Source organism: Streptomyces sp. NPDC097595 (assembly GCF_044761525.1).
GTDB classification, from domain to species: Bacteria; Actinomycetota; Actinomycetes; order Streptomycetales; family Streptomycetaceae; genus Streptomyces; species Streptomyces drozdowiczii_A.
In genome coordinates, this window is sequence record NZ_JBIWCN010000030.1 from 62,239 (window position 1) to 81,452 (window position 19,214).

The following is a 19,214-nucleotide window of genomic DNA, read 5'->3' on the forward strand; positions in this document are numbered from 1 at the left end:
CGACGGCGGGCGCGGGGATCACCCCGCAGCCGCCCGCTCCGGGGGCTTCCAGCCGGCCGCCCGGGCCCGGAGCAGGGCGCGGCGGGCCACCTCGCGGCCGATGGGCAGCGAGGCGGTGGCGGCGGGCGACGGGGCGTTGAGCACGTGCACCGTGTGCGGGGCCTCGCGGATCAGGAAGTCGTCCACCAGGGTGCCGTCCCGCAGCACGGCCTGGGCGCGGACCCCGGCCGGCGAGGGGCGCAGGTCCTCCTCCGTGACCTCGGGCAGGAGGCGGCGGACCGCCTCCGTGAACGCGCGCTTCGAGAGGGAGCGGTGCACCTCACCCGCCCCGTACCGCCAGTGTCTGCGGGCGATGCGCCACGAGCCCGGCCAGCTGAGCGTGTCCATCAGCTCGCGGGGCCGGACGACTGGCCAGCCGTAGCCCTCGCGGGCGGCGGCGGGCACCGCGTTCGGGCCGACGTGGACGGAGCCGTCGAAGCCCCGGGTCAGATGGACGCCGAGGAACGGGAACGCCGGGTCGGGCACCGGATAGACGAGCCCGCGCACCAGCTCGGGCCGCGCCAGCTCGTAGTACTCGCCCCGGAACGGCACGATCCGCATCCCCGGGTCGTCGCCGGCCAGCCGGGCGATCCGGTCGCAGTGCAGTCCCGCGCAGTTGACCAGCACCCTGGCCCGGACCACCAGTCCGTCGGCCGTGCGCACGGCCACGCCCCAGGGGCGGCGGTCGATCGCCGTGACCTCGGCGCCGAAGCGGATCACGCCGCCCGCGCCGCGTACCTCGTCGGCGAGGCGCCCGGCGACCGCCCGGAAGTCGCACACGCCCGTCGTGCCGACCCGGATCGCGGCGAGGCCCCGCACCTTCGGCTCGTACTCGGCGATCTGCGCGGGCCCCAGCTCGCGCACCGGCAGCCCGTGCTCGCGGCCGCGCTGGACCAGGGCGTGCAGCCGGGGCAGCTCGGCGCGGTCCGTGGCGACGATCAGCTTGCCGGTCACCGCGTGGGCGAGGGAGTGCTCCCGGCAGAAGTCGGTCAGCTCGGCGCTGCCGCGCAGCGCGTACCGCGCCTTGAGCGAGCCCGGCGGGTAGTAGATCCCGCTGTGGATCACTCCGCTGTTGCGCCCCGTCTGGTGGCGCGCCGGACCCTTCTCCTTCTCCAGCACGGTCACGCGGGTGCCGGGCGCGGTGCGCGTGAGCGCGTACGCGGCAGACAGGCCGACGATCCCGCCGCCGATCACCAGCACATCGCAGTCGTACGCCGCGTGCGTCATCATCACGCCACCTCCCACCCCGATAGTGCACTGACCCACTGACAACGCACTCAAACCCGTGCGGTCAGCGTGGCGGTTCCCAGGAAGCGGGACTTCCATGCCGAAGTCGGGACTTCTATGCCGGGGCTACCAGAAGAGGGCGGGCGCGCTCGCGCAGCTCCACGACGCGCGGCTCGTCCCCGTACGGTTCCAGGCGGTGCAGCAGGTCGCGTACGTACTCCGTGGTCCGCGCCGATGAGATGCGGCCCGCCACCTCCACGGCCCGGGTGCCCGCCGCGCAGGCGGCGTCCAGATTCCCGGACTCCAGCTCCGCGACCGCCGACACGACGAGCCGCAGCCCGTGCGAGCGGACGAACTCCTCGGTGGGCCGGGACAGCGCCTGCTCGGTGAAGCGCCTGACCTGACGGGGCGCCTTCAGGTCGAGATGGCACTCGGCGGCGTCGGCCGCGAACCGGTCGTACGAGTAGAAGCCGAGCCACGCCGGGTCGGCGTCGCCCTCCCGGGAGCGTTCGAGCCAGCTCTCGGACGCCTTGAGCGCGGCCCCCGCGGCCGGCGCGTCGTTCGCCTTCGCGTGCGCGCGGGCCTCGACCAGGCGGAAGAAGCTCATCGTGCGGGCGGTAGCGAGGCCCCGGTTGCGCTCGACGGCGGCCTGCGCGAGGTCGACGCCCTCGTCGGCGAAGCCGCGGTAGGTCGCCTGGAGCGACATCGACGCCAGGACGTACCCGCCGAGCGGCACGTCGGCCGCCGCCCGCGCGAGGCGCAGCGCCTGGATGTAATACCGCTGGGCCGCTTCCTGCTGGCCGGTGTCGAAGGCCATCCAGCCGGCGAGCCGGGTCAGCTCGGCCGCCGCACCGAACAGCGCACGGCCGACCTCGTCGCTGTACGAGCCGAGGAGGAGCGGGGCCGCGTCCACACGTAAGCACTCCGGGACCATCGAGGAGCGCCAGTCGCCGCCGCCGTATTTGGAGTCCCAGCGGCGTGCGTCCTGGGCGGCCTCGCGGAGTTTGGAGACGTCGCTGTGGCCGACGCGCAGCGAGGAGGCGTCGCCTCCGGATTCGGGACCGGGCTGTGCCGGGATCAGCAGGCTGTGGCCGGTGGCCGCGCCGGTCGCCTGGGCCTGTGATGCGGGTGTGCCCGGCTGGGCGGGCGCGCCGGCGGGGCCGTGCGCCCCCGGTGCGCCGTGCGCGCCGGGGGGCTGCCCCCCGACCGTGGCCGGTGTCCGTGCGACCGACGGGTCGGCGGGGGATATCAGCCAGCGGGACGCGGGTGTGGCGTACGCGCTCACCGAGAACGAGCCGGCGAGCGACTGCCAGATCCCGCCGCTGCCCGCGCGCCGCCCGGCCAGATCCAGCCGGTACAGCTCGGTCGCGGACCGGACGGCCGCGTCCACGTCACGCGGGAACGCCAGGCCGACCTCCGGCGCCGGATCGGCGTCGGCGAGCCCGATCTCGTGCAGCGGGACGGGCCGGCCCAGCTTGGCGCCGATCGCCGCGGCGATGAGATGGGGCGCGGCGCCCTGGGGCACCATGCCCTTGGAGACCCACCGGGCGACCGACGTCTTGTCGTAGCGGAGGGTCAGTCCGCGCTGCGCCCCGAGGTCGTTGACCCGCCGGGCGAGCCCGGCGTTACTGATTCCTGCGAGGGCGAGAACGGTGCCGAGCTTCTCGTTCGGTCCTCGTTGCTCCCTGGACATGGCCACCCCTCGACACACAGACGGCAGCCGCGTCACCGTCTCGGCGCGCGGCATTCGTACCGTGTTCTCCCCAGGGACGAACCCTGTCACTCCGCCCGCACACGCATTTGGCCGTGCCCCGGGGAATATGCCGTCCTGCAGAGAACATCAGTGCACCCAGCGTAGTTCGTCGCATCCCTACCGTTAAGGGCCGGACGTCCGTATGGCGGGATTGTTGTCCGTCCCGGCCACGCGCGGAGTGCTGTAGGGCAAAAGGTGACGGGTGAGGCGTACGGGGCGGTGGAGGCGAACACGCGGCGGAGGAAGGGAAAAGGAAGAGCGGGGGAATGACGGGGGTGCGGGGGAGAGGGAGTGGAGATCGCCGGGGCGGGATGCGGACCGGTAGGTGAGGGTGTGCGATTCCGCTTCGCGGCGGCGGTGCGCGGGCTCCGTCCCGCCGCGCCACCCGCCGCACCTCCCGCCCGCCGACCAGCGCGGACCGGCGCGCGGGGCGTACGTGCCCGCTGTCGCCCCGCTCGCCCCCGGCCGGTTCGGCCGGGGTCCTCCGAGGGCTCCGCGCGTGCACCCCGGTGTGTGGCCGTGCGCCCGCACGTGCGCTCTGGCCCGGTCCCGGAGGCGGCGCTTGCATGGGTGCTGCGTGGATCGGCCCGCTGCGTTTGAAGCAGGGGGCTGGGGGATATCGCCGCCTCATTCCCCGCAGGCGGTGGACCGGTCCGGGGGGCGAGGCCCGCCTCCCGGACCGTGTGTTCCCGGGGTCCGGGGGGTGGGCCGGCGGTGCGGCGGGCGCGTGGCCGCGCGGGATGCGTCAGCCCCGGCGGCGTTGGCCGGATATGGGCAAATACGGGTGAATCGGCCAATGGATCATGCGGCCAACGGTTCCGTTCCGCACTGAGATTGGCCGGATGTCGACGGTCGGATGAGGCCGGGCCGGGGAGGCGCGAGCCGTCCCGCCGTCACGGGATCCGGTTACGGGGACTGGCCGGAAGCGGGCCGTTCGCGCGGGACCCGACCGGGGAAGGCAACGCGCGGAATCCGCAATTCCGTTGCTCTCCCGGGCGACGCGCGCGAGCGCTGCGCGGAACGCGCGTCCCGACGTCCGCCCTGCGGCCTTTGCCAGGGGCGCATGCGCTCACGACGTGCGCCGTCCGTAGCCACTCCTGCGCGCCGTTGTCGTGGCAGCATGTCCGCAACGGCGCCGATCGTCACCGGAGTTCTCCGGGTGCTTGCCTGCCGCGCCGTTTTTGTCCACAGCCTGTGGAGGCGGCGATGCGTTGGTTGGTGGGTTGGAGCAGTATCGCCGCGAGCTTCGGCACGGCCGGGGCGGTCGGTGGCGGCGACGACGGGCGCACGATGCACCCCGTGGGCTCCCAACTCCTGTGGGGCGACCCCGATCCGCTCTGGGCGGTCGGCGACTGGCGGCCCGACGAGATCCGCACCGTCCGGGTGGACACCGCCGAGGGCGCCCCCATGGTCCGGCTCGCCGTCCTCGGCTGCTGCGGGGCCTCCGACGAACAGCTGCGCGTCGGCCTGCTCGCGGCCCGGGGCGGCGCCCTGCGCCACCTCACCGCATGGACCGGCAGCTACACGGTCGTCGTCCAGATCGGCCGCCGGATCACCGTCGTCGGCGACCTCGCCGGGGCCCGCCCGGTCTTCTACACGCCGTGGGCCGGCGGCACGGCGTACGCCACCGCAGCGCTGCCGCTCGCCGACCTCATCGAGGCCCAGCTCGACATCGGCCACCTGGCCGCCCTGCTGGCCTGCCCCGAGACCCCGGAGGCGCTGCGCGACGGCACCCCCTACGCGGGCGTGAAGCGCATCCCGCCGGGGCACGCCCTGATCCTGCGTGAGGGCTCGCGGGAGATCACCGGTTACGAGGCGGTGGCCTCCCTCGCCGTCGCGGCGCCCGAACTCGACCCGGTGAGCGCCGTCGACGGGGTGCGCGACGCGCTGGTCGAGGCGGTACGCGCCCGGCTCCTGGCCCCGCGCCACGCCCCGGAGACCCTGCCGCCCGACCCCGGCCCGGTCCCCGGCATGGGCCCGGCCGAACGGCGCGCCGCCCGGGGCGCCCCCGTGCCCGGCATCGGCGCCGACCTCTCCGGGGGCAGCGCATCGGCGACCCTCGCCCTGCTCGCCGCCGGTCTCCCCGGGCTGCCCGGCACGATCCTGGGCCACGGCACCGGGGCGGGGGAGCGGCTGCTCGCCGTCACCTTCAACGACCTGACGACCCGCGCCCACGAACCCGAACTCGAACGGGCCCGCGCCATCGCGGCCAACCCTCGGCTCCACCACGTCGTCGTCGCGGCGGGCGAAGAGGCCCTGCCCTACGCCGAGCTGGGGGCCGGACCGCTCACCGACGAACCGGCCCCCTCCCTCGTCCTCGCCGAACGGCACCGGCGCCGGCTCTCCGCAGGCAGCGCCGACCACTTCGTGGGCGCCGGTGCCAGGCAGGTGCTCGACGCCCACCCGGCCCGCCTCGCCGACCTGCTGATGGACCGGCGCCGCCGCCACCTGCTGCGCCCGGTGGCCGCCCTCGCCAAGGCCGAAGGCCCCTCCGCGCACTCGCTGTTCGTGCCGCTGACCGTGTACCGGGCGGCCCGCAAGCTGGCCCGTACCTCCTACCGCACCGGCCTCGAAACGGCCGCCGGACGGCTGCCCGACGCCAATCGCCTCGCGCCCGGCCTCGACACCCCGGCCGACGCCTCGCTCGCCGCACTCGCCTGGTCGAGACCGGGGCCGGCCGCCCGGTGGCTGACCGGGGAAGCGCTCGCAGAAGTATCGGTTCGCCTTCAGGAGGCGGCGATCCGCCCCTCCTCGGTCCAGCGCCCCGGCGAGGCCCGGGCGAGGGCCGCCCTCGCCCGCAGCGCCGCCGACCACCGGATCCTGGAGCAGGCCGCCGAGATCCGCAGCCAGCGGCTGCACGCCCCCTTCCTGGACAATCAGGTCGTACGAGCGGCCCGCGCGCTCCCCGAGTCCCTCCGGGTCCAGCCGGGCGCCCGCGCGGCGATCCTGCGCCGCGTGCTGGCCGGCGCGGGCATCCACGAACTGCCCCCCGGCTGGGGAGCCCCCTCGCAGCACACCTCCACGGCGGTGACCCGGACCGGGCTGCGCGCCGCCCTGCCCGAGCTGATCGCGCTCTTCGACGCCCCGCTCCTCGCCGACGCCGGCCTGGTGGAGGCCCGCGTCGTACGCAAGGCCCTGCGCGCGGCCTCCGAGGGGGAGCCGCTGCCCCTGGACGGCCTCGCCGAGCTCGCCTCCACGGAACTGTGGCTGCGCCGCCTCGTCTCCCGGCGCGGCACCTGCTGGACCGGCACGGCGGCCCCCCGGCAGCGCGCGGTGGCGGGGGGTGTGGTCCCGGCCCGGCGCTCGCTTCAGGGGTGAGAGGGGAGTCAGCAGGGTCTGCGCCCACCGTGCGTCCGTCAGCCACCGCTGACCGGTGGCCGGCAGGACACAATGGTGCCGTGCGGTATCTGATCCTGGGCGCCACCGAGGCGCGAGACGAGAACGGTGGCGCGCTGCCCCTCGGCGGCGGCCGGCTGCGTGCCCTTCTCGCCGCCCTCGCCCTGCGGCCGGGACGCCCGGTGCCCGTGGCCGACCTGGTGGACGATGTCTGGGCGGACGATCCTCCCGCCGACGCGCCCGCCGCGCTCCAGGCTCTAGTCGGGCGGCTGCGCAGGGTGCTGGGCCGGGAGGCGTTGGCCAGTACCCCGGGCGGTTACCGCCTGACGGCGGGGCCGGACGACGTCGACCTCTTCGTGTTCGAGCGGCTGGCCCGGCAGGGCGGGGCCGAACTGGATGCGGGTGCGCCGGACCAGGCCGCGAGCACCCTGCGGACCGCCCTCGCCCTCTGGCGCGGCCCGGCCCTGGCCGACCTGCCCGACGGAGACCAGGGCCACGCGCTCCGCCCCGAGGCGCACCGCCTCGCCGCCCTGGAACGCCGCATCGAGGCGGACCTGCGCCGCGCGGCGGGTGGCGCCGGGAGCGCGGGCTCGGGCGGTGCTGGGGGTGCGGGCTCGGGCTCGGGCGGTGCTGGCGGAGTGGGCTCGGGTGGCGCCGGGGGCGTGGGCTCGGGCGGCACCGGGGGTGCGGGCTTCGGCGCCGCGCATACGGCTTCGCGTGTGGGGCACACCGCGGTCACCGCTGCGGCCGGGGACCTGGGAGCCACCGCCGCCGAGGTCTCCGGGCTCGCGCCCGCAACGGGGGCAGGGGCGGGGGACGCCACGGGGGCCGGCGCCGGGGACGCCGCGGATTGCGCCCTCACCGCCGAGCCCGTCGAGGCCCCCGCTCCGCCCGCTGCCGCCCTGGTCGCCGAGCTGACCGAGCTGACCGCCGCGCACCCGTACGACGAGCGCTTCCGGGGCCAGCTGATACGGGCCCTGCGCGCCGACGGCCGGCAGGCCGACGCGCTCGCCGCGTACGAGGACGCGCGCCGGGCCCTCGCCGACGGGCTCGGCACCGATCCCGGGCCCGAACTGGCAGCCCTGCACCGCGAACTCCTCGCCCCGGCGCCCGCGCCCGCCGAAACCGGGTTGTTTCACGTGAAACCCGGTCGGAGCAATCTGCGCCCCCGGCTGACCTCCTTCGTAGGGCGTGAGCCCGAACTGCGCGCCATCCGCGACGACCTGACCCGGTCGAGGCTGGTCACCCTCACCGGCCCCGGCGGCTCCGGGAAGACCCGCCTCGCCGAGGAGTCCGCCGCCCACCTTGCCCCCGCCCCCGGCACCGCTCCGCCGGATGTCTGGATCGCCGAACTCGCCCCCGTCGAGGACCCCGAGGCCGTCCCCGGCGCCGTGCTCTCCGCGCTCGGGCTGCGAGAGACCGCCCTGCTGCGGGACACCGCCCTTGATGCCGCGCCCCTGCGCACGGACCCGGTCGACCTGCTGGTCGACCGTCTGGGCCATGGCGCCCGCCCCGCGCCCGTTCTCCTCGTCCTCGACAACTGCGAGCACGTCATCGGCGCCGCCGCCGCGCTGGCCGAGACTTTGCTGACCCGCTGCCCGCATCTGCGCATCCTCGCCACCAGCCGCGAACCGCTGGCGGTCCCCGGCGAGTCCGTACGACCGGTCGGCCCCCTCCTCGCCGATCCCGCGCACCGCCTGTTCACGGAGCGCGCCAGGGCCGTGCGCCCCGGCTTCGACCCTGGTCAGGGGCCCGCGCACGACGCAGACGCCGTCGCGGAGATCTGCCGCCGGCTGGACGGGCTGCCGCTCGCGATCGAACTGGCCGCCGCCCGGCTGCGGCTGCTCGGACCGCGTCAGATCGCGGACCGGCTCGACGACAGGTTCCGCCTGCTGACCGGCGGCAGCCGGACCGTACTGCCCCGCCAGCAGACGCTGCGCGCGGTGGTCGACTGGTCCTGGGACCTCCTGGACGAGGATGAGCGCACCGCCCTGCGCCAGGTCTCCGTCTTCGCGGGCGGCTGGGACCTGGCCGCCGCCGAAGCGGTCATCAGGACACCGGCCGTCCGGGGCGGGCCCGCCGCCGACACCGCCGACCTGCTCGGTGCGCTGGTCGACAAGTCCCTGGTGGTGGCCGCCCCGGGCGCGGACGGCGCGATGCGCTACCGGCTCCTGGAGACGATCCACGAGTACGCCACCGAGCGGTGCGCCGAGGCCCCGGAGGTGCGCGCCACCGCCGAGGGCGCGCACACCGCGTACTTCCTCGCCCTGGTCGAGGAGGCCGATCCGCTCCTGCGCTCCGGTGATCAGCTGCCCTGGATCCAGCGTCTGGAGACCGACCTCGACAACATCCGGGCCGTCCTCCAGCGCACCACCTCGTCCGCCGCCGCCCCTTCCCCCTCCTCCGAAGCGGAGGCGGCCCGCCTGGTGCTGGGCATGGGCTGGTTCTGGTGGCTGCGCAACTACCGCTCCGAGGGCCTGTCCTGGACCCGGAAGGCCCGTGCGCTCGGCCCCGAGCCCACCGACGAGTCGGACCCCCGGTACTGGCCCCGGATGAACCTGCACATGCTGTGGTTCTTCTTCGCGGCGGAGAGCGGTCATTCCGAGATGGCGCACGACGACACCGCACTCCACGCGCTCGTGGTCCGGGTGGCCGACGCGTTCGCCACCTCGCTCACCCACAGCGTCCGGTTCCCGGGACTGCTCTGGCCGATGACCGCGTATCTCACCGGTACGCCGGACAATGCCCGGGAGAAGATCGACGCGGCGGTCGACAACGCCCGGGAGTACGGCGGCCCGTGGGAGTACGGCGTCATCCTGATGTTCCGTGCGCACATGATGGTCGACATGCCGGGCGGCATGCCCGGGATCGATGACGACCTGGACGAGCTGCGCACCCTGAGCCGCCGCGTCGGCGACCGCTGGATGCGCGCCCAGGTGGCCAGCGCGGCGGCCGAGGCGGGCATGATGCGCGGACGCTATGCCGAGGCCCGCACCGCGTACGAGGAGGCGCTGCTGCTCGCCCGCGAGGTCGGCGCCCATGCCGAGGCCCCGTTCCTCCTGGCCCGGCTCGCCGAACTCTCCTACCGCACCGGTGACCTGGCGGGCGCCCACCAGCGGCTGGACAGCTCGGAGGCCGAGGCCGAACGCCACCAGGCCCACGACGCCACGGCCTACATCCACTATCTGCGCGCCACGATGGCGTTCTACCGGGGCGACATCGCGGACGCCCGGCGGCTGCTCGCCGTCGCTCTGGAGGAGGCCGGGCGCGGCGGCCCGCCGTCGCACTTCACCGTGGCGATGGCCGGCCTGTCGGCCCGGATCTCGGTGCACGAGCCGGGGCCGGACGGCGGCCTCGTCGCCGGGGCGCGCGGGCTGACCGGGTCCCTCGTCGCGGCCAAGGAGGCGCAGTGCGCCGAGATCGTCACGGGCCATCTGGCGGACGGCGCGGCGTCGGTCCTGGCGAGGCTCGGGCACCACGCGGCGGCCGCCCGGGTGTCCGCCGCCGCCGACGACTGGCGGAGGACGTCGAGCCCGCGGACCGAGGGGGAGCAGGCCGAGACCGATGCGGCCGAGTGCCTGTGCCGGGAGGCGCTGGGCCCCGCGCGCTACGAGGAGGAGCGCGCCGTCGGCCACGGGCTGTCCCTGGACGAGGTCATCGCCCTGCTTCAGGAGATCGTCGCCGACCTGCCGTAGGGGCGGACCTGCCGGGACGGGCACGGCCCGGCGTGCCGAGGGGCGGAGGCAGGGCTCCCGCGATCGCTCAGCCGCAGCTGATGCGTGACTCGGCCCAGTCCGCGAGGGCGACCCCGCCGAACGGCTGCTCCGGCTCGACCACCAGCCGGATGCGCTGCTGGCCCGCCACATTCACCCCGACCGGCACGGCGGGCTCGTCGCCCCGGACCACGGGGGACTGCCACAGCCGCCTGCCGTCCCCGCCGAACACCGAGAACCGCACCGCCCCGAGCCCCAGGGTGAGGTCGTCCACCCCGGCCATGGCCTCGTACCGGGTGCACTGGCGGTTCAGCTGGATGACCACGGAGGAACGGCTGTTGACGGTCACCCCGTGCGCGTACTGCGTGCCGCCGACCGATACGCCGGAGCGCTGCCATACCCAGCCGCTCTCCCCGAGCACCACCTCGGGCGCGGTGTGGTCGCCGAAGAGCGAGTAGTCCAGCTCGTTGACCTGGTAGACGTCCGGCGCGGGAGGCGGCGGAGGCGGGGCGGGCGTGGAGGGGGTCGGCTCCGGCTCCGGTGGTGTGGACGTCGGCGTCGGCGTGGGCCTCGGCTCAGGCGTCGGCGTCGGCGTCGGGGTGGGCGTGGGCTTCGGCGTGGGTGTGGGCGTGGGCTTCGGCGGTGTGGGAGCCGGCGGCACGGGCTTCGGGGGCGTCGGCTTAGGGGGCGTCGGCTCCGGCGGGGTCGGCTTCGGCGGGGTCGGCGAGGGCACCGCGGGCGCCACGGCCGGGGGCTTGGGGACCGGCTTCGCCTCGGGCCGGGGGCTGTCGTCGCCCACCAGGGCCCAGACGAGCCCGGCCGCCGCCGCGACGGCCACCGCCGCGGCGATGCCGGCCTTCGCGGGTGCGCCGAGCCCCTCGGAGGCCGCCGCACCACCCGCCGAACCCGCGGACGAGCCCCCTCCGGTCGCCGCCGCCGCGGCACTCGCACCGGCGGCACCGACCGCGCCTCCCGCCACGATCCCGGCGGCCTTGAGGGTGTACCCGGCGGCGAACCAGCCGATGACCGCGACCGGGAGCAGCGCGGGGATGCCGGCGTTGACCTGGGCCAGCTCGCCCGCCGCGACCCGGCACTTCGCGCACTCGTCCAGATGCCCCCGCAGCCCGCGCTCCGCCCGCATCCGCAACCCGCCCCGGGCATACGCGCCGAGCCGGTCGGCGTACCGCGCGCAGTCGCCGCCGGCGGTGAGCGCCTGGCTCACATGGGCCTGGAGATACGCCTGCTTGAGCCCCTCGCGGGCCCGGCTGGCCAGCACCGACGTGGCGTTGGCGGTCAGCCCGAACAGGGGCGCGATGTCGCTGGGCGACTCCTCCTCGACGGTGGTGTGCCACAGGACCGCCTGCCAGCGCTCCGGGAGGCTGCGGAACGCCCGCATGGCCATCGACTGCTCGGCCTCGTGCATCGCGAGCACGTCCGCGCCGAGGTCCAGGGTGTCGTCGTCGGACACCTCGGACGACCGCATGGCCTGGGCGGCGAACGCGGCGAAGTCGTCCACCAGTTGCTCGCGCTTCGCGGTCCTGGTCCAGGCGGCGGCCACATGCCGGACCGCCGTCATCAGGTAGGCGCGAACCGCCTCCTCGGGACCCTTGCCGCCCCGTACCGCCTGCAAGGTCCGGGCGAAGACCTCGGCGGTGAGGTCGTCGGCGGTGTGCGCGTCCCGGCAGCAGGTGCGGGCGTAGCGGCGCACGGCCTGCGAGTGGCGCCGGAACAGCTCGTCGTAGGCGAGGTTGTCGCCCTCCCGCATGCGCTGGATCAACTGCGCGTCCGACGGTCCCGCCGCCGCGCCGTCCGCCCCGACGGAGCCCCGGCCCGCCCGCTGCATCGGCACGGTGGGAACCGGCTCGGCGGGACCCGCGCCGGAGCTCTCGGCAGCGCTCTCGGCGCCGCCGTCCTCGGCCGGTGCGGGCGGCCAGGGCCCAGGCAGGACCGTTCCGCCTGGGGCTTCCGCCTCCGCGTCGACATCCTGATGGCCGGGGGCGGCCTGGCTCGGCACCTGGTGCCCGGGTGAGCCGGCCGGCTCCGTACCGCCGCCGGCGGTGGACACACCGTCGTACGACTCTTCCCTCTGCCCGTCACCGCTCATCGCGGACGCCCCCGTATGCGCCATCGGACCCGAATACCGGGCAAGCGTGCCACAGAGCGTCGATGCGGCGTGCCCTCAGTCCCACCAACCACTCATCCGGGGCGTCCTCCACGAATGCGAGCACTGGTGGGCACTCATTCGGGGAAGGAGCGAGGGGTTGGGTTGACGTGACAGCGGGCGAGAGGCAGGGCACCACGGCCCGCCCCGCACCCCGGCAGCCGTCACTCGGGCCGCGAGCGCAGTCCCTCCAGCAGGATGTCCAGCAGCCGGGAAGAGGCCGCCGCCTGCTGGGCCGCGTCCGGCAGCGAAGGGGCGGCCGTCGCGATGACCAGCAGGACGTCCGACACCGTCACATCGCGGCGCAGCTCGCCCGAGGTCCGCGCCCGGTCGACCAGCCGCCCCACGACCTCCAGCAGCTCGGCCGCTCCGGCGCCCAGGTCCTCGTCGCCGGTCTCCGGACCGGTCCGCTGCCGTGCCACCGTCCGGGGCGCGGCCGTGCCCGCCTCCTGCCGCTGCTGAGGCACCCGGGGCTCGTCCCCTGCGGCCTCGCCGGCCGCACCGACCACGGTCGAGTCCTCGGCCTCCACACCGACCCGCAGTATCTGCGGAGGCAGGAGGCGCCCCGCTCCCGAGGCCACGGAGGTCCGCAGGAAGCGCGAGAGCGCCGACCACGGCTCGTCCTCCTGGCCGAGCGCGGAACGCGCCTGGTCGGTCAGCCGGGAGGTCTCCTCCTCGGCTATCCGGCGCACCAGCACGTCCTTGCTGGGAAAGCGCCGGTAGACCGTGCCGACGCCGACCCTGGCCCGACGGGCCACGTCCTCCATCGGGGCCCCGTACCCCAGCTCCCCGAACACCTCGCGCGCAGCACGCAGTACGTGTTCGAGATTGCGCTGGGCGTCCACCCGTAGCGGGGCCGACCGTGCGTGCGCCGACACACCGCCGGGCTGGGCACCGAGTCCGGTGCCCAGCGCGCTCACCGCCGCCGAAGAAGCGGTCGTGGTGGTCCCGCCCGTTCCGTTGAGGGTGCCGACTGCCCCGATGTGCCCGCTTCCTTCAGGCGCGACAGCAGTGGTCGGCCAATGCGATTCCTGAATGTCCATAACTGTTCCCCCGGTTATGACGTCTCCCCCCGGAGACTCCCGCCGTGTCCGTCGAGGTGAACCGATCGTCACCGTCCGGCACCCCGACGACATACGAACATAGTTGAGCCCGGGTCAATTCAGAAGGGGGCAGTTCCGCCCGGAGCGCCCCCCGATCGGCGCAAGGACCGGTTGGTCACCACTTGATCCCCGTCCCGGTCCCGTACCGCAATGCCTGACCTGCGGGGCTTGCGTACCAACGGTCCGTCCGGCACCACCGGCCCGTCCACGACCTCCGGTCACACAATTTGCCGGGGCTGTGGACAAATTCCGGTGCACGTTGCGTCATGGGGTAGTGATGGCTTCAGCTTCCGGGGGCACAGCCCCCGGCCCCCCGCCGGGTGCGCGCATCCTCGTCGTCGGCGGAGGCTACGTCGGGATGTACACAGCGCTGCGTCTCCAGCGGAAGCTGAAGCAGAGACTGAGAAGCGGCGAGGCCGAGATCGTGGTGGTCGCGCCCGAGCCCTATATGACGTACCAGCCGTTCCTCCCCGAGGCCGCCGCAGGCTCGATCTCACCGCGCCATGTCGTCGTACCGCTGCGCCGCGTCCTGCCGCACTGCACCATCGTCATCGGCGAGGCCCGGGCCATCGACCACACCAAGCGCACCGCGACCGTCACCACCCTCGCCAGCGGCGAGGACGGCACCGGCGCCCTGGAGATCGAGTACGACGAACTCGTCCTCGCCCCCGGGTCCGTCTCGCGCACCCTCCCCGTCCCCGGCCTCGCCGACCACGGCGTGGGTTTCAAGACGATCGAGGAGGCCATCGGGCTGCGCAACCACGTCATCGAGCAGATGGACATCGCGTCCGCCACCCGCGACCCCGCCGTCCGTGACGCCGCCCTGACCTTCGTCTTCGTCGGCGGCGGCTACGCGGGCGTGGAGGCGCTCGCGGAGCTGGAGGACATGGCCCGTTACACCTCGCGGTACTACCACAACATCAAGGCCGAGGACCTGAAGTGGATCCTCGTGGAAGCGACCGACCGCATCCTGCCCGAGGTCGGCGAATCCCTCGGCCGGTACGCCGTACGGGAATTGAGGGGGCGCAATATCGACGTACGCCTCGACACCCGGCTGGACTCCTGCGAGGACCGCGTCGCCGTCCTCAGCGACGGCTCCCGCTTCCCCACCCGCACCCTCGTGTGGACGGCCGGCGTCAAACCCGCCCCGCTCCTCGCCGCCACCGGCCTCCCCCTGGACGGACGCGGGAGGCTCGCCTGCACCGCGAAGCTCACCGTCGAGGGCACCGAGCACGCCTGGTCAGCGGGTGACGCCGCGGCCGTACCCGACCTCACCGCCGCCGAAACCGGCCGCACCACCGCCCCCAACGCCCAGCACGCCGTCCGCCAGGCGAAGGTTCTCGCGGACAACGTCGTCGCCGCGCTCGACGGGGAACCGCTCACCGAATACCGCCACAGCTACGCGGGCTCCGTCGCCTCGCTCGGACTCCACAAGGGCGTCGCGCACATCTACGGGCGCCGGCTGAAGGGCTATCCGGCCTGGCTGATACACCGCATGTACCACCTGAGCCGGGTCCCCACCTTCAACCGGAAGGCACGCGTCCTGGCCGAATGGACGCTCGCGGGCCTCTTCAAACGCGAGATCGTCTCCCTGGGCTCCCTGGAGCATCCCCGGGCCGAGTTCGAACTCGCCGCCGGGCGCCGGCCGCGGCCCGACGGAGACGACTGTCAGTAGGGTCCGACACACTGGACGTGTGACCATGGGTGGGCCCACATCTGCACAGAGTGACCCGGCCGGCAGCAACCGACAGTGACCAGCGAAGACCGCCCCAGGAGCGACGAACGCGCCCGACGCCCTGGCAGAGGAAGCACCCGCCCGAGCGGACCAGACCGACACACGAGGCCAGAAATTCCGTGAACTTCACGCGTTGGAGCGCCCGCCTCCCCGGTACGCAGCGTCGCGCCGCCCGGGAGGACCACAGCTCCGTACCGGCGGCCCGCGCCGAGTACGCCCGGGCCGAACCGGGCGCCGCCCCGCCCCAGGGCGGTCCCGTCGGCGTTCCCCTGCCCTCGGCGCCCGACCTGGAGGACCTCTCCGCCCGCGACATCCTGGGCCGGCTGCCCGCCCTCGTCGCCCTGGTGCACGGCCCCGACCACCACGTCGCCTACGTGAACGACGCGTACACCGCCGCCTTCGGCCCCCGCCCCTTCGGCGCCCCGGCCGCCGAGGTGATGCCCGAGCTGACCGAGATCGGCCTGCTCCCTCTCATGGACCAGGTACTGCGCAGCGGCACCCCGCGCACGGTCAAGTCCCGCAAGGCCGCCGACGGCCGCTCGTACACCGTGACCTGCACTCCTGTGCGCCCCGACAAGGAGAAGGGCCGCGACAGCGGAGTCCTCGTGTACGCGGCCGACGTCACCGATCACGCCGAGGCCGCCGAGCGGCTGCGCGCCAGCGAGGGCCGCCACCGCGAAACCGCCGTCACGCTCCAGCGCTCGCTGCTCCCGCAGGAGCTGGAGCAGCCCGACGACCTGCGGATCGCCGCCACCTACCAGCCGGGCGGCACGGACGCCGCGGTCGGCGGCGACTGGTACGACGTCATCACCCTGGGCGCGGGCCGGACCGCGCTGGTCATCGGGGACGTGATGGGGCGCGGGGTGCGCGCCGCCGCCGTCATGGGGCAGCTCCGCACCGCCGTACGGGCCTACGCACGGCTGGACCTCCCGCCGCACGAGGTCCTTCAGCTGCTCGACGGGCTCGCCGCCGAGATCGACGCCAGCCAGATCGCCACCTGCGCCTACGCCGTGCACGACCCCAACGAGGGGCTGCTCGTCTACTCCTCCGCCGGCCATCTGCCGATCCTGGTGCGCGACGAGGACGGCACGGTCCACCGGGCGGAGGACCCGATCGGCCCGCCGCTCGGCACCGGCGGCTGGATCCACACCTCGGGCACGATCCCGCTGCCGCCCGGTTCCACCGCCGTCCTCTACACGGACGGGCTGGTCGAGCGCCGCAGCGAGGACATCGACGAGGGCGTGGGCGCGCTGGAGCGGGCGCTGTCCGGCGCGACGGGCGCCCCGCAGGTCGTCTGCGACCGGCTGATCCGCTCCCTCAACGTCACCGCGGAGCACGACGACGACGTGGCGGTCCTGGTCGTGCAGCACCCGGCGCGCTCGGGCGCCGCCGCCGAGCTGTTCCACAACGCCTCGCTCGAACTGCTCGGCGGCATCGAGGCGGCGCCCCGCGCCCGCGCCTTCGCGACGGGCGTGCTCGCCTCGTGGCGCTTCCCGGTGGAGCTGTGCGATCTAGGGGTGCTCGCCGCCGGGGAGCTCGTCGCGAACTCCCTTCAGCACGGCACCCCGCCGATGCGTCTCGGCCTGCGCCGCACCGACCGCCGCCTGATCATCGAGGTGACCGACGGCGACGACCACCTGCCGCGCCGCCGCCGCGCCGAACCGGCGGACGAGGCGGGCCGGGGCATCTCGATCGTCGCCTCGATCGCCACGTCGTGGGGGAGCCGCCGCACGCCGGGCGGCGGCAAGGCGGTGTGGTGCGAGTTCGTCCTGCCTCGGTAGCGGCCGCGCTCAGCGCGCGGCGGCCATGGGCTCCGGCACGCTCTCCGGCACGGAGACGGCCACCACCCGCGACGGCGCGTGCGCGAGCGAGGGCTGGTCCTGTACGGGGGTGAGCCGTCGGCCGAGCCGCAGCGCGAGCGCGGTGATGCCCAGCGAGAACAGCACGAACGTCACGATGTACGGCCCGTGCAGCGAGGCCCCCATCGGACCGCCCACGGCCGGGCCGACGGCCAGCGCGAGCTGCTTGCAGAGCGCGAACGCCGAGTTGTACTGGCCCACCATCGACTCCGGCGCCAGGTCCGCGACGAGCGGCGCGACGGTCGGCGACAGCATGGACTCGCCGAGCCCGAACAGCGCGTACGTGGAGATCATCGCGGCCGTCGCCATGGTCTGGCTGCCGTGCCCGAGGCCCGCGTAACCGGCCACGATCCAGGCGAAGGCCCAGATCAGGCCGACCGCCGCGATGACCCGGGTGCGCCGCCGGCGCTCCACGAGACGCAGCACGACGAACTGGGCGACGACGATGACGGCGGTGTTGGCGGCCAGCGCGATGCCGAGCGTGGAGGGATCGATCCCGGCTGCCTCGGTGCCGTACGCCGCGAGCCCGGACTCGAACTGTCCGTAGCAGGCGAAGAACAGCACGAAGCCCAGCACACACAGCTGCACCATCGCGCGGTGCGAGAGCAGCGCCCGCAGCCCGCCGCGCGGGGCCGGTGCCCCGGGCACCGCCTCCGGCGCGCTGACGGGGGCACCCGGCATCCGCACGGTCGCCGCGATGACGCCGAGCACCAGGAACATCACCGCTTCGATCAGGAACAGCAGCGTGAACGACGCCGGGCTGTTCGTGTCGACGATCTGCCCGCCGACCAGACCGCCGATCCCCAGGCCCAGGTTCTGCAGGAAGAACTGCATCGCGAAGGCCCGGGTGCGGGTGGCGGGTCCGGTGCACCGCACGAGCATGGTTGCCAGCGCGGGCTGCATGACGGCGGTGCCCGCGCCGAGCACGGCCGCCGACAGGACGGCGGTGGTGACCTGCGAGGACACGCCGAGCGCGAGGGCGCCCAGGGAAGCGACGGCCGAGGCGGCGATCAGCACGGGCAGCGGCCCGCGACGGTCGATCGCCCGGCCGGTGAACGGCAGGACGGCGAGCGCCGCCATGGCGAAGACCGCCAGCACGATCCCGGCCGTGCCGGCGCCCAGATCCCGTACCTGCGCCACATAGACGTACAGGTACGGAACGGTGAACCCGAGCCCGAACGCACTCAGCGCGCTCCCCAGCTGGATCCGCCGCAGTGCTGCGCCCATCTCCCTGGTCACACTCACCTTCCTCAAGTCTCGAAGCCTCTGAGTCGTACCGATTGAACGACTCGAACCCGAAGACTTTATCACTAAAGTTAGATGTTGAACACTACGACTCGAAGGACTTCGACGGCTATGGGCGGCGTGCCATACTGCGCGCCATGTCCGACACCACCGAGCCCGGACCCGATGAGCCGAGCCTCGACGAGCAGATCGCCGCCTATCAGCGCGAGTACCGCGACCTGGACCCCCAGGTCGAACAGGTCGTCTCCGCGCTCGGCCGGCTGAACCGCCGGATGAACGTCGCGTACGGGAGACAGCTCGCCGCGCTCGGCATCAGCAACGCGGAGTGGGAGGTCCTGAAGACCCTCGTCCTGGGAGGGGAGCCCTATCGCCTAGGCCCCGGTGAGCTCGCCAAGCGGCTCGGTCTCACCCCGGCCGCCATGACGCACCGGATCGACCGCATGGCCGGTGAGGGGCTGGTGACCCGCGACCGCGACGAGAACAACCGCGTGCGCGTCATCGTGGAGCTGACGGACGAGGGGCGTACGAAGTGGCTGGAGGCGATGCGGATGGCCACGGACTTCGAGGCGGACCTGCTCCAGGACCTCGACGGCGAGGAGCGCGGGGTGCTCGGCGCGATGCTCACCCGTCTGTTGCGGAGGGTGGAGCACGCCCAGCCGGACGCCGGCGGCCGGCTCACCGACCTGGACTGAACGGCCCTGCGCGGCAGGTGGGGAGGGGTTGACACGCCCCTCAGCGATCCGTAAGGTTCTTCGGGTTGCCACGGAGCCTGAACGGTTCTGCGGTGGCCGATCCCGCCGCAGACGCGGCACACCAAACTCAGCACGACCTCCCGTTCGGGGAAATTTCGGCATGCCGAAATTCATTTCGAAGGCCCGATTATGAGCCGCCGGGAAAATCCGCTAGAGTTTTGGACGTCGGAAGGGCCCAACGGCCCGGAGGACAAGCCCCGCTGACTGGGAATCAGGCCCGAAAGGATCTGATAGAGTCGGACTCGCCGGAAAGGGAAACGCGAAAGCGAAGAACTGGAAAGCGAAACCCGC

Annotated in this window: 10 protein-coding genes; 5 read left to right on the forward strand and 5 right to left on the reverse strand. The window is 74.2% G+C overall.

The features are described from left to right. Window positions 1-18 precede the first annotated feature (18 nt). Together lhgO and ACIQZN_RS33365 are read right to left on the reverse strand one after the other, a co-directional pair. Window positions 19-1,269 (reverse strand): L-2-hydroxyglutarate oxidase, encoded by a 1,251-nt coding sequence (lhgO, locus tag ACIQZN_RS33360; protein ID WP_404002122.1) that lies wholly within the window; start codon window positions 1,267-1,269, stop codon window positions 19-21. A 112-nt stretch (window positions 1,270-1,381) separates the two neighbouring features. Then, window positions 1,382-2,959 carry a sporulation protein gene (locus tag ACIQZN_RS33365; protein ID WP_404002125.1) on the reverse strand — a complete coding sequence of 526 codons (1,578 nt, stop codon included), beginning with the start codon at window positions 2,957-2,959 and terminating at the stop codon, window positions 1,382-1,384. A 1,266-nt stretch (window positions 2,960-4,225) separates the two neighbouring features. Between ACIQZN_RS33365 and ACIQZN_RS33370 the strand changes: the two genes are divergently transcribed. Next, a complete protein-coding gene (locus ACIQZN_RS33370) occupies window positions 4,226-6,337 on the forward strand; it encodes an asparagine synthase-related protein (protein WP_404002128.1) in 2,112 nt (703 codons plus the stop codon). 80 nt (window positions 6,338-6,417) lie between these two features. Further along, window positions 6,418-10,050 (forward strand): AfsR/SARP family transcriptional regulator, encoded by a 3,633-nt coding sequence (locus ACIQZN_RS33375; protein WP_404002131.1) that lies wholly within the window; start codon window positions 6,418-6,420, stop codon window positions 10,048-10,050. Between the two features lie 67 nt (window positions 10,051-10,117). Here the strand turns inward: ACIQZN_RS33375 and ACIQZN_RS33380 are convergent, their stop codons facing one another. Further along, window positions 10,118-12,172: a sigma-70 family RNA polymerase sigma factor gene (locus ACIQZN_RS33380; protein ID WP_404002156.1), complete on the reverse strand. Its 2,055-nt coding sequence runs from the start codon at window positions 12,170-12,172 to the stop codon at window positions 10,118-10,120. A 221-nt stretch (window positions 12,173-12,393) separates the two neighbouring features. Then, window positions 12,394-13,272, reverse strand: a complete 879-nt coding sequence (locus tag ACIQZN_RS33385) for a TetR/AcrR family transcriptional regulator (protein WP_404002134.1) — start codon at window positions 13,270-13,272, stop codon at window positions 12,394-12,396. A 418-nt stretch (window positions 13,273-13,690) separates the two neighbouring features. Between ACIQZN_RS33385 and ACIQZN_RS33390 the strand changes: the two genes are divergently transcribed. Together ACIQZN_RS33390 and ACIQZN_RS33395 are read left to right on the forward strand one after the other, a co-directional pair. Beyond that, on the forward strand, window positions 13,691-15,007 hold the full coding sequence (locus ACIQZN_RS33390) for an NAD(P)/FAD-dependent oxidoreductase (protein ID WP_404002136.1): 1,317 nt from the start codon (window positions 13,691-13,693) through the stop codon (window positions 15,005-15,007). A gap of 179 nt (window positions 15,008-15,186) precedes the next feature. Further along, window positions 15,187-16,848: a SpoIIE family protein phosphatase gene (locus tag ACIQZN_RS33395; protein WP_404002138.1), complete on the forward strand. Its 1,662-nt coding sequence runs from the start codon at window positions 15,187-15,189 to the stop codon at window positions 16,846-16,848. 9 nt (window positions 16,849-16,857) lie between these two features. On the opposite strand, the gene ACIQZN_RS33400 is transcribed toward ACIQZN_RS33395, so the two are convergent. Further along, window positions 16,858-18,153, reverse strand: coding sequence for an MFS transporter (locus ACIQZN_RS33400; protein WP_404002159.1), 1,296 nt, complete (start codon window positions 18,151-18,153; stop codon window positions 16,858-16,860). A 155-nt stretch (window positions 18,154-18,308) separates the two neighbouring features. Here ACIQZN_RS33400 and ACIQZN_RS33405 point away from each other — a divergent pair, with 155 nt between their 5' ends. Further along, window positions 18,309-18,863: a MarR family winged helix-turn-helix transcriptional regulator gene (locus ACIQZN_RS33405; protein WP_404002141.1), complete on the forward strand. Its 555-nt coding sequence runs from the start codon at window positions 18,309-18,311 to the stop codon at window positions 18,861-18,863. Window positions 18,864-19,214: the final 351 nt, after the last annotated feature.

Excerpts from the sequence above, each read along its gene's own strand:
- lhgO (WP_404002122.1), bottom strand. The coding sequence starts at position 1,269 with ATGATGACGCACGCGGCGTACGACTGCGATGTGCTGGTGATCGGCGGC.
- ACIQZN_RS33365 (WP_404002125.1), bottom strand. The coding sequence starts at position 2,959 with ATGTCCAGGGAGCAACGAGGACCGAACGAGAAGCTCGGCACCGTTCTC.
- ACIQZN_RS33370 (WP_404002128.1), top strand. The coding sequence starts at position 4,226 with ATGCGTTGGTTGGTGGGTTGGAGCAGTATCGCCGCGAGCTTCGGCACG.
- ACIQZN_RS33380 (WP_404002156.1), bottom strand. The coding sequence starts at position 12,172 with ATGAGCGGTGACGGGCAGAGGGAAGAGTCGTACGACGGTGTGTCCACC.
- ACIQZN_RS33385 (WP_404002134.1), bottom strand. The coding sequence starts at position 13,272 with ATGGACATTCAGGAATCGCATTGGCCGACCACTGCTGTCGCGCCTGAA.
- ACIQZN_RS33390 (WP_404002136.1), top strand. The coding sequence starts at position 13,691 with ATGTACACAGCGCTGCGTCTCCAGCGGAAGCTGAAGCAGAGACTGAGA.
- ACIQZN_RS33400 (WP_404002159.1), bottom strand. The coding sequence starts at position 18,153 with ATGGGCGCAGCACTGCGGCGGATCCAGCTGGGGAGCGCGCTGAGTGCG.
- ACIQZN_RS33405 (WP_404002141.1), top strand. The coding sequence starts at position 18,309 with ATGTCCGACACCACCGAGCCCGGACCCGATGAGCCGAGCCTCGACGAG.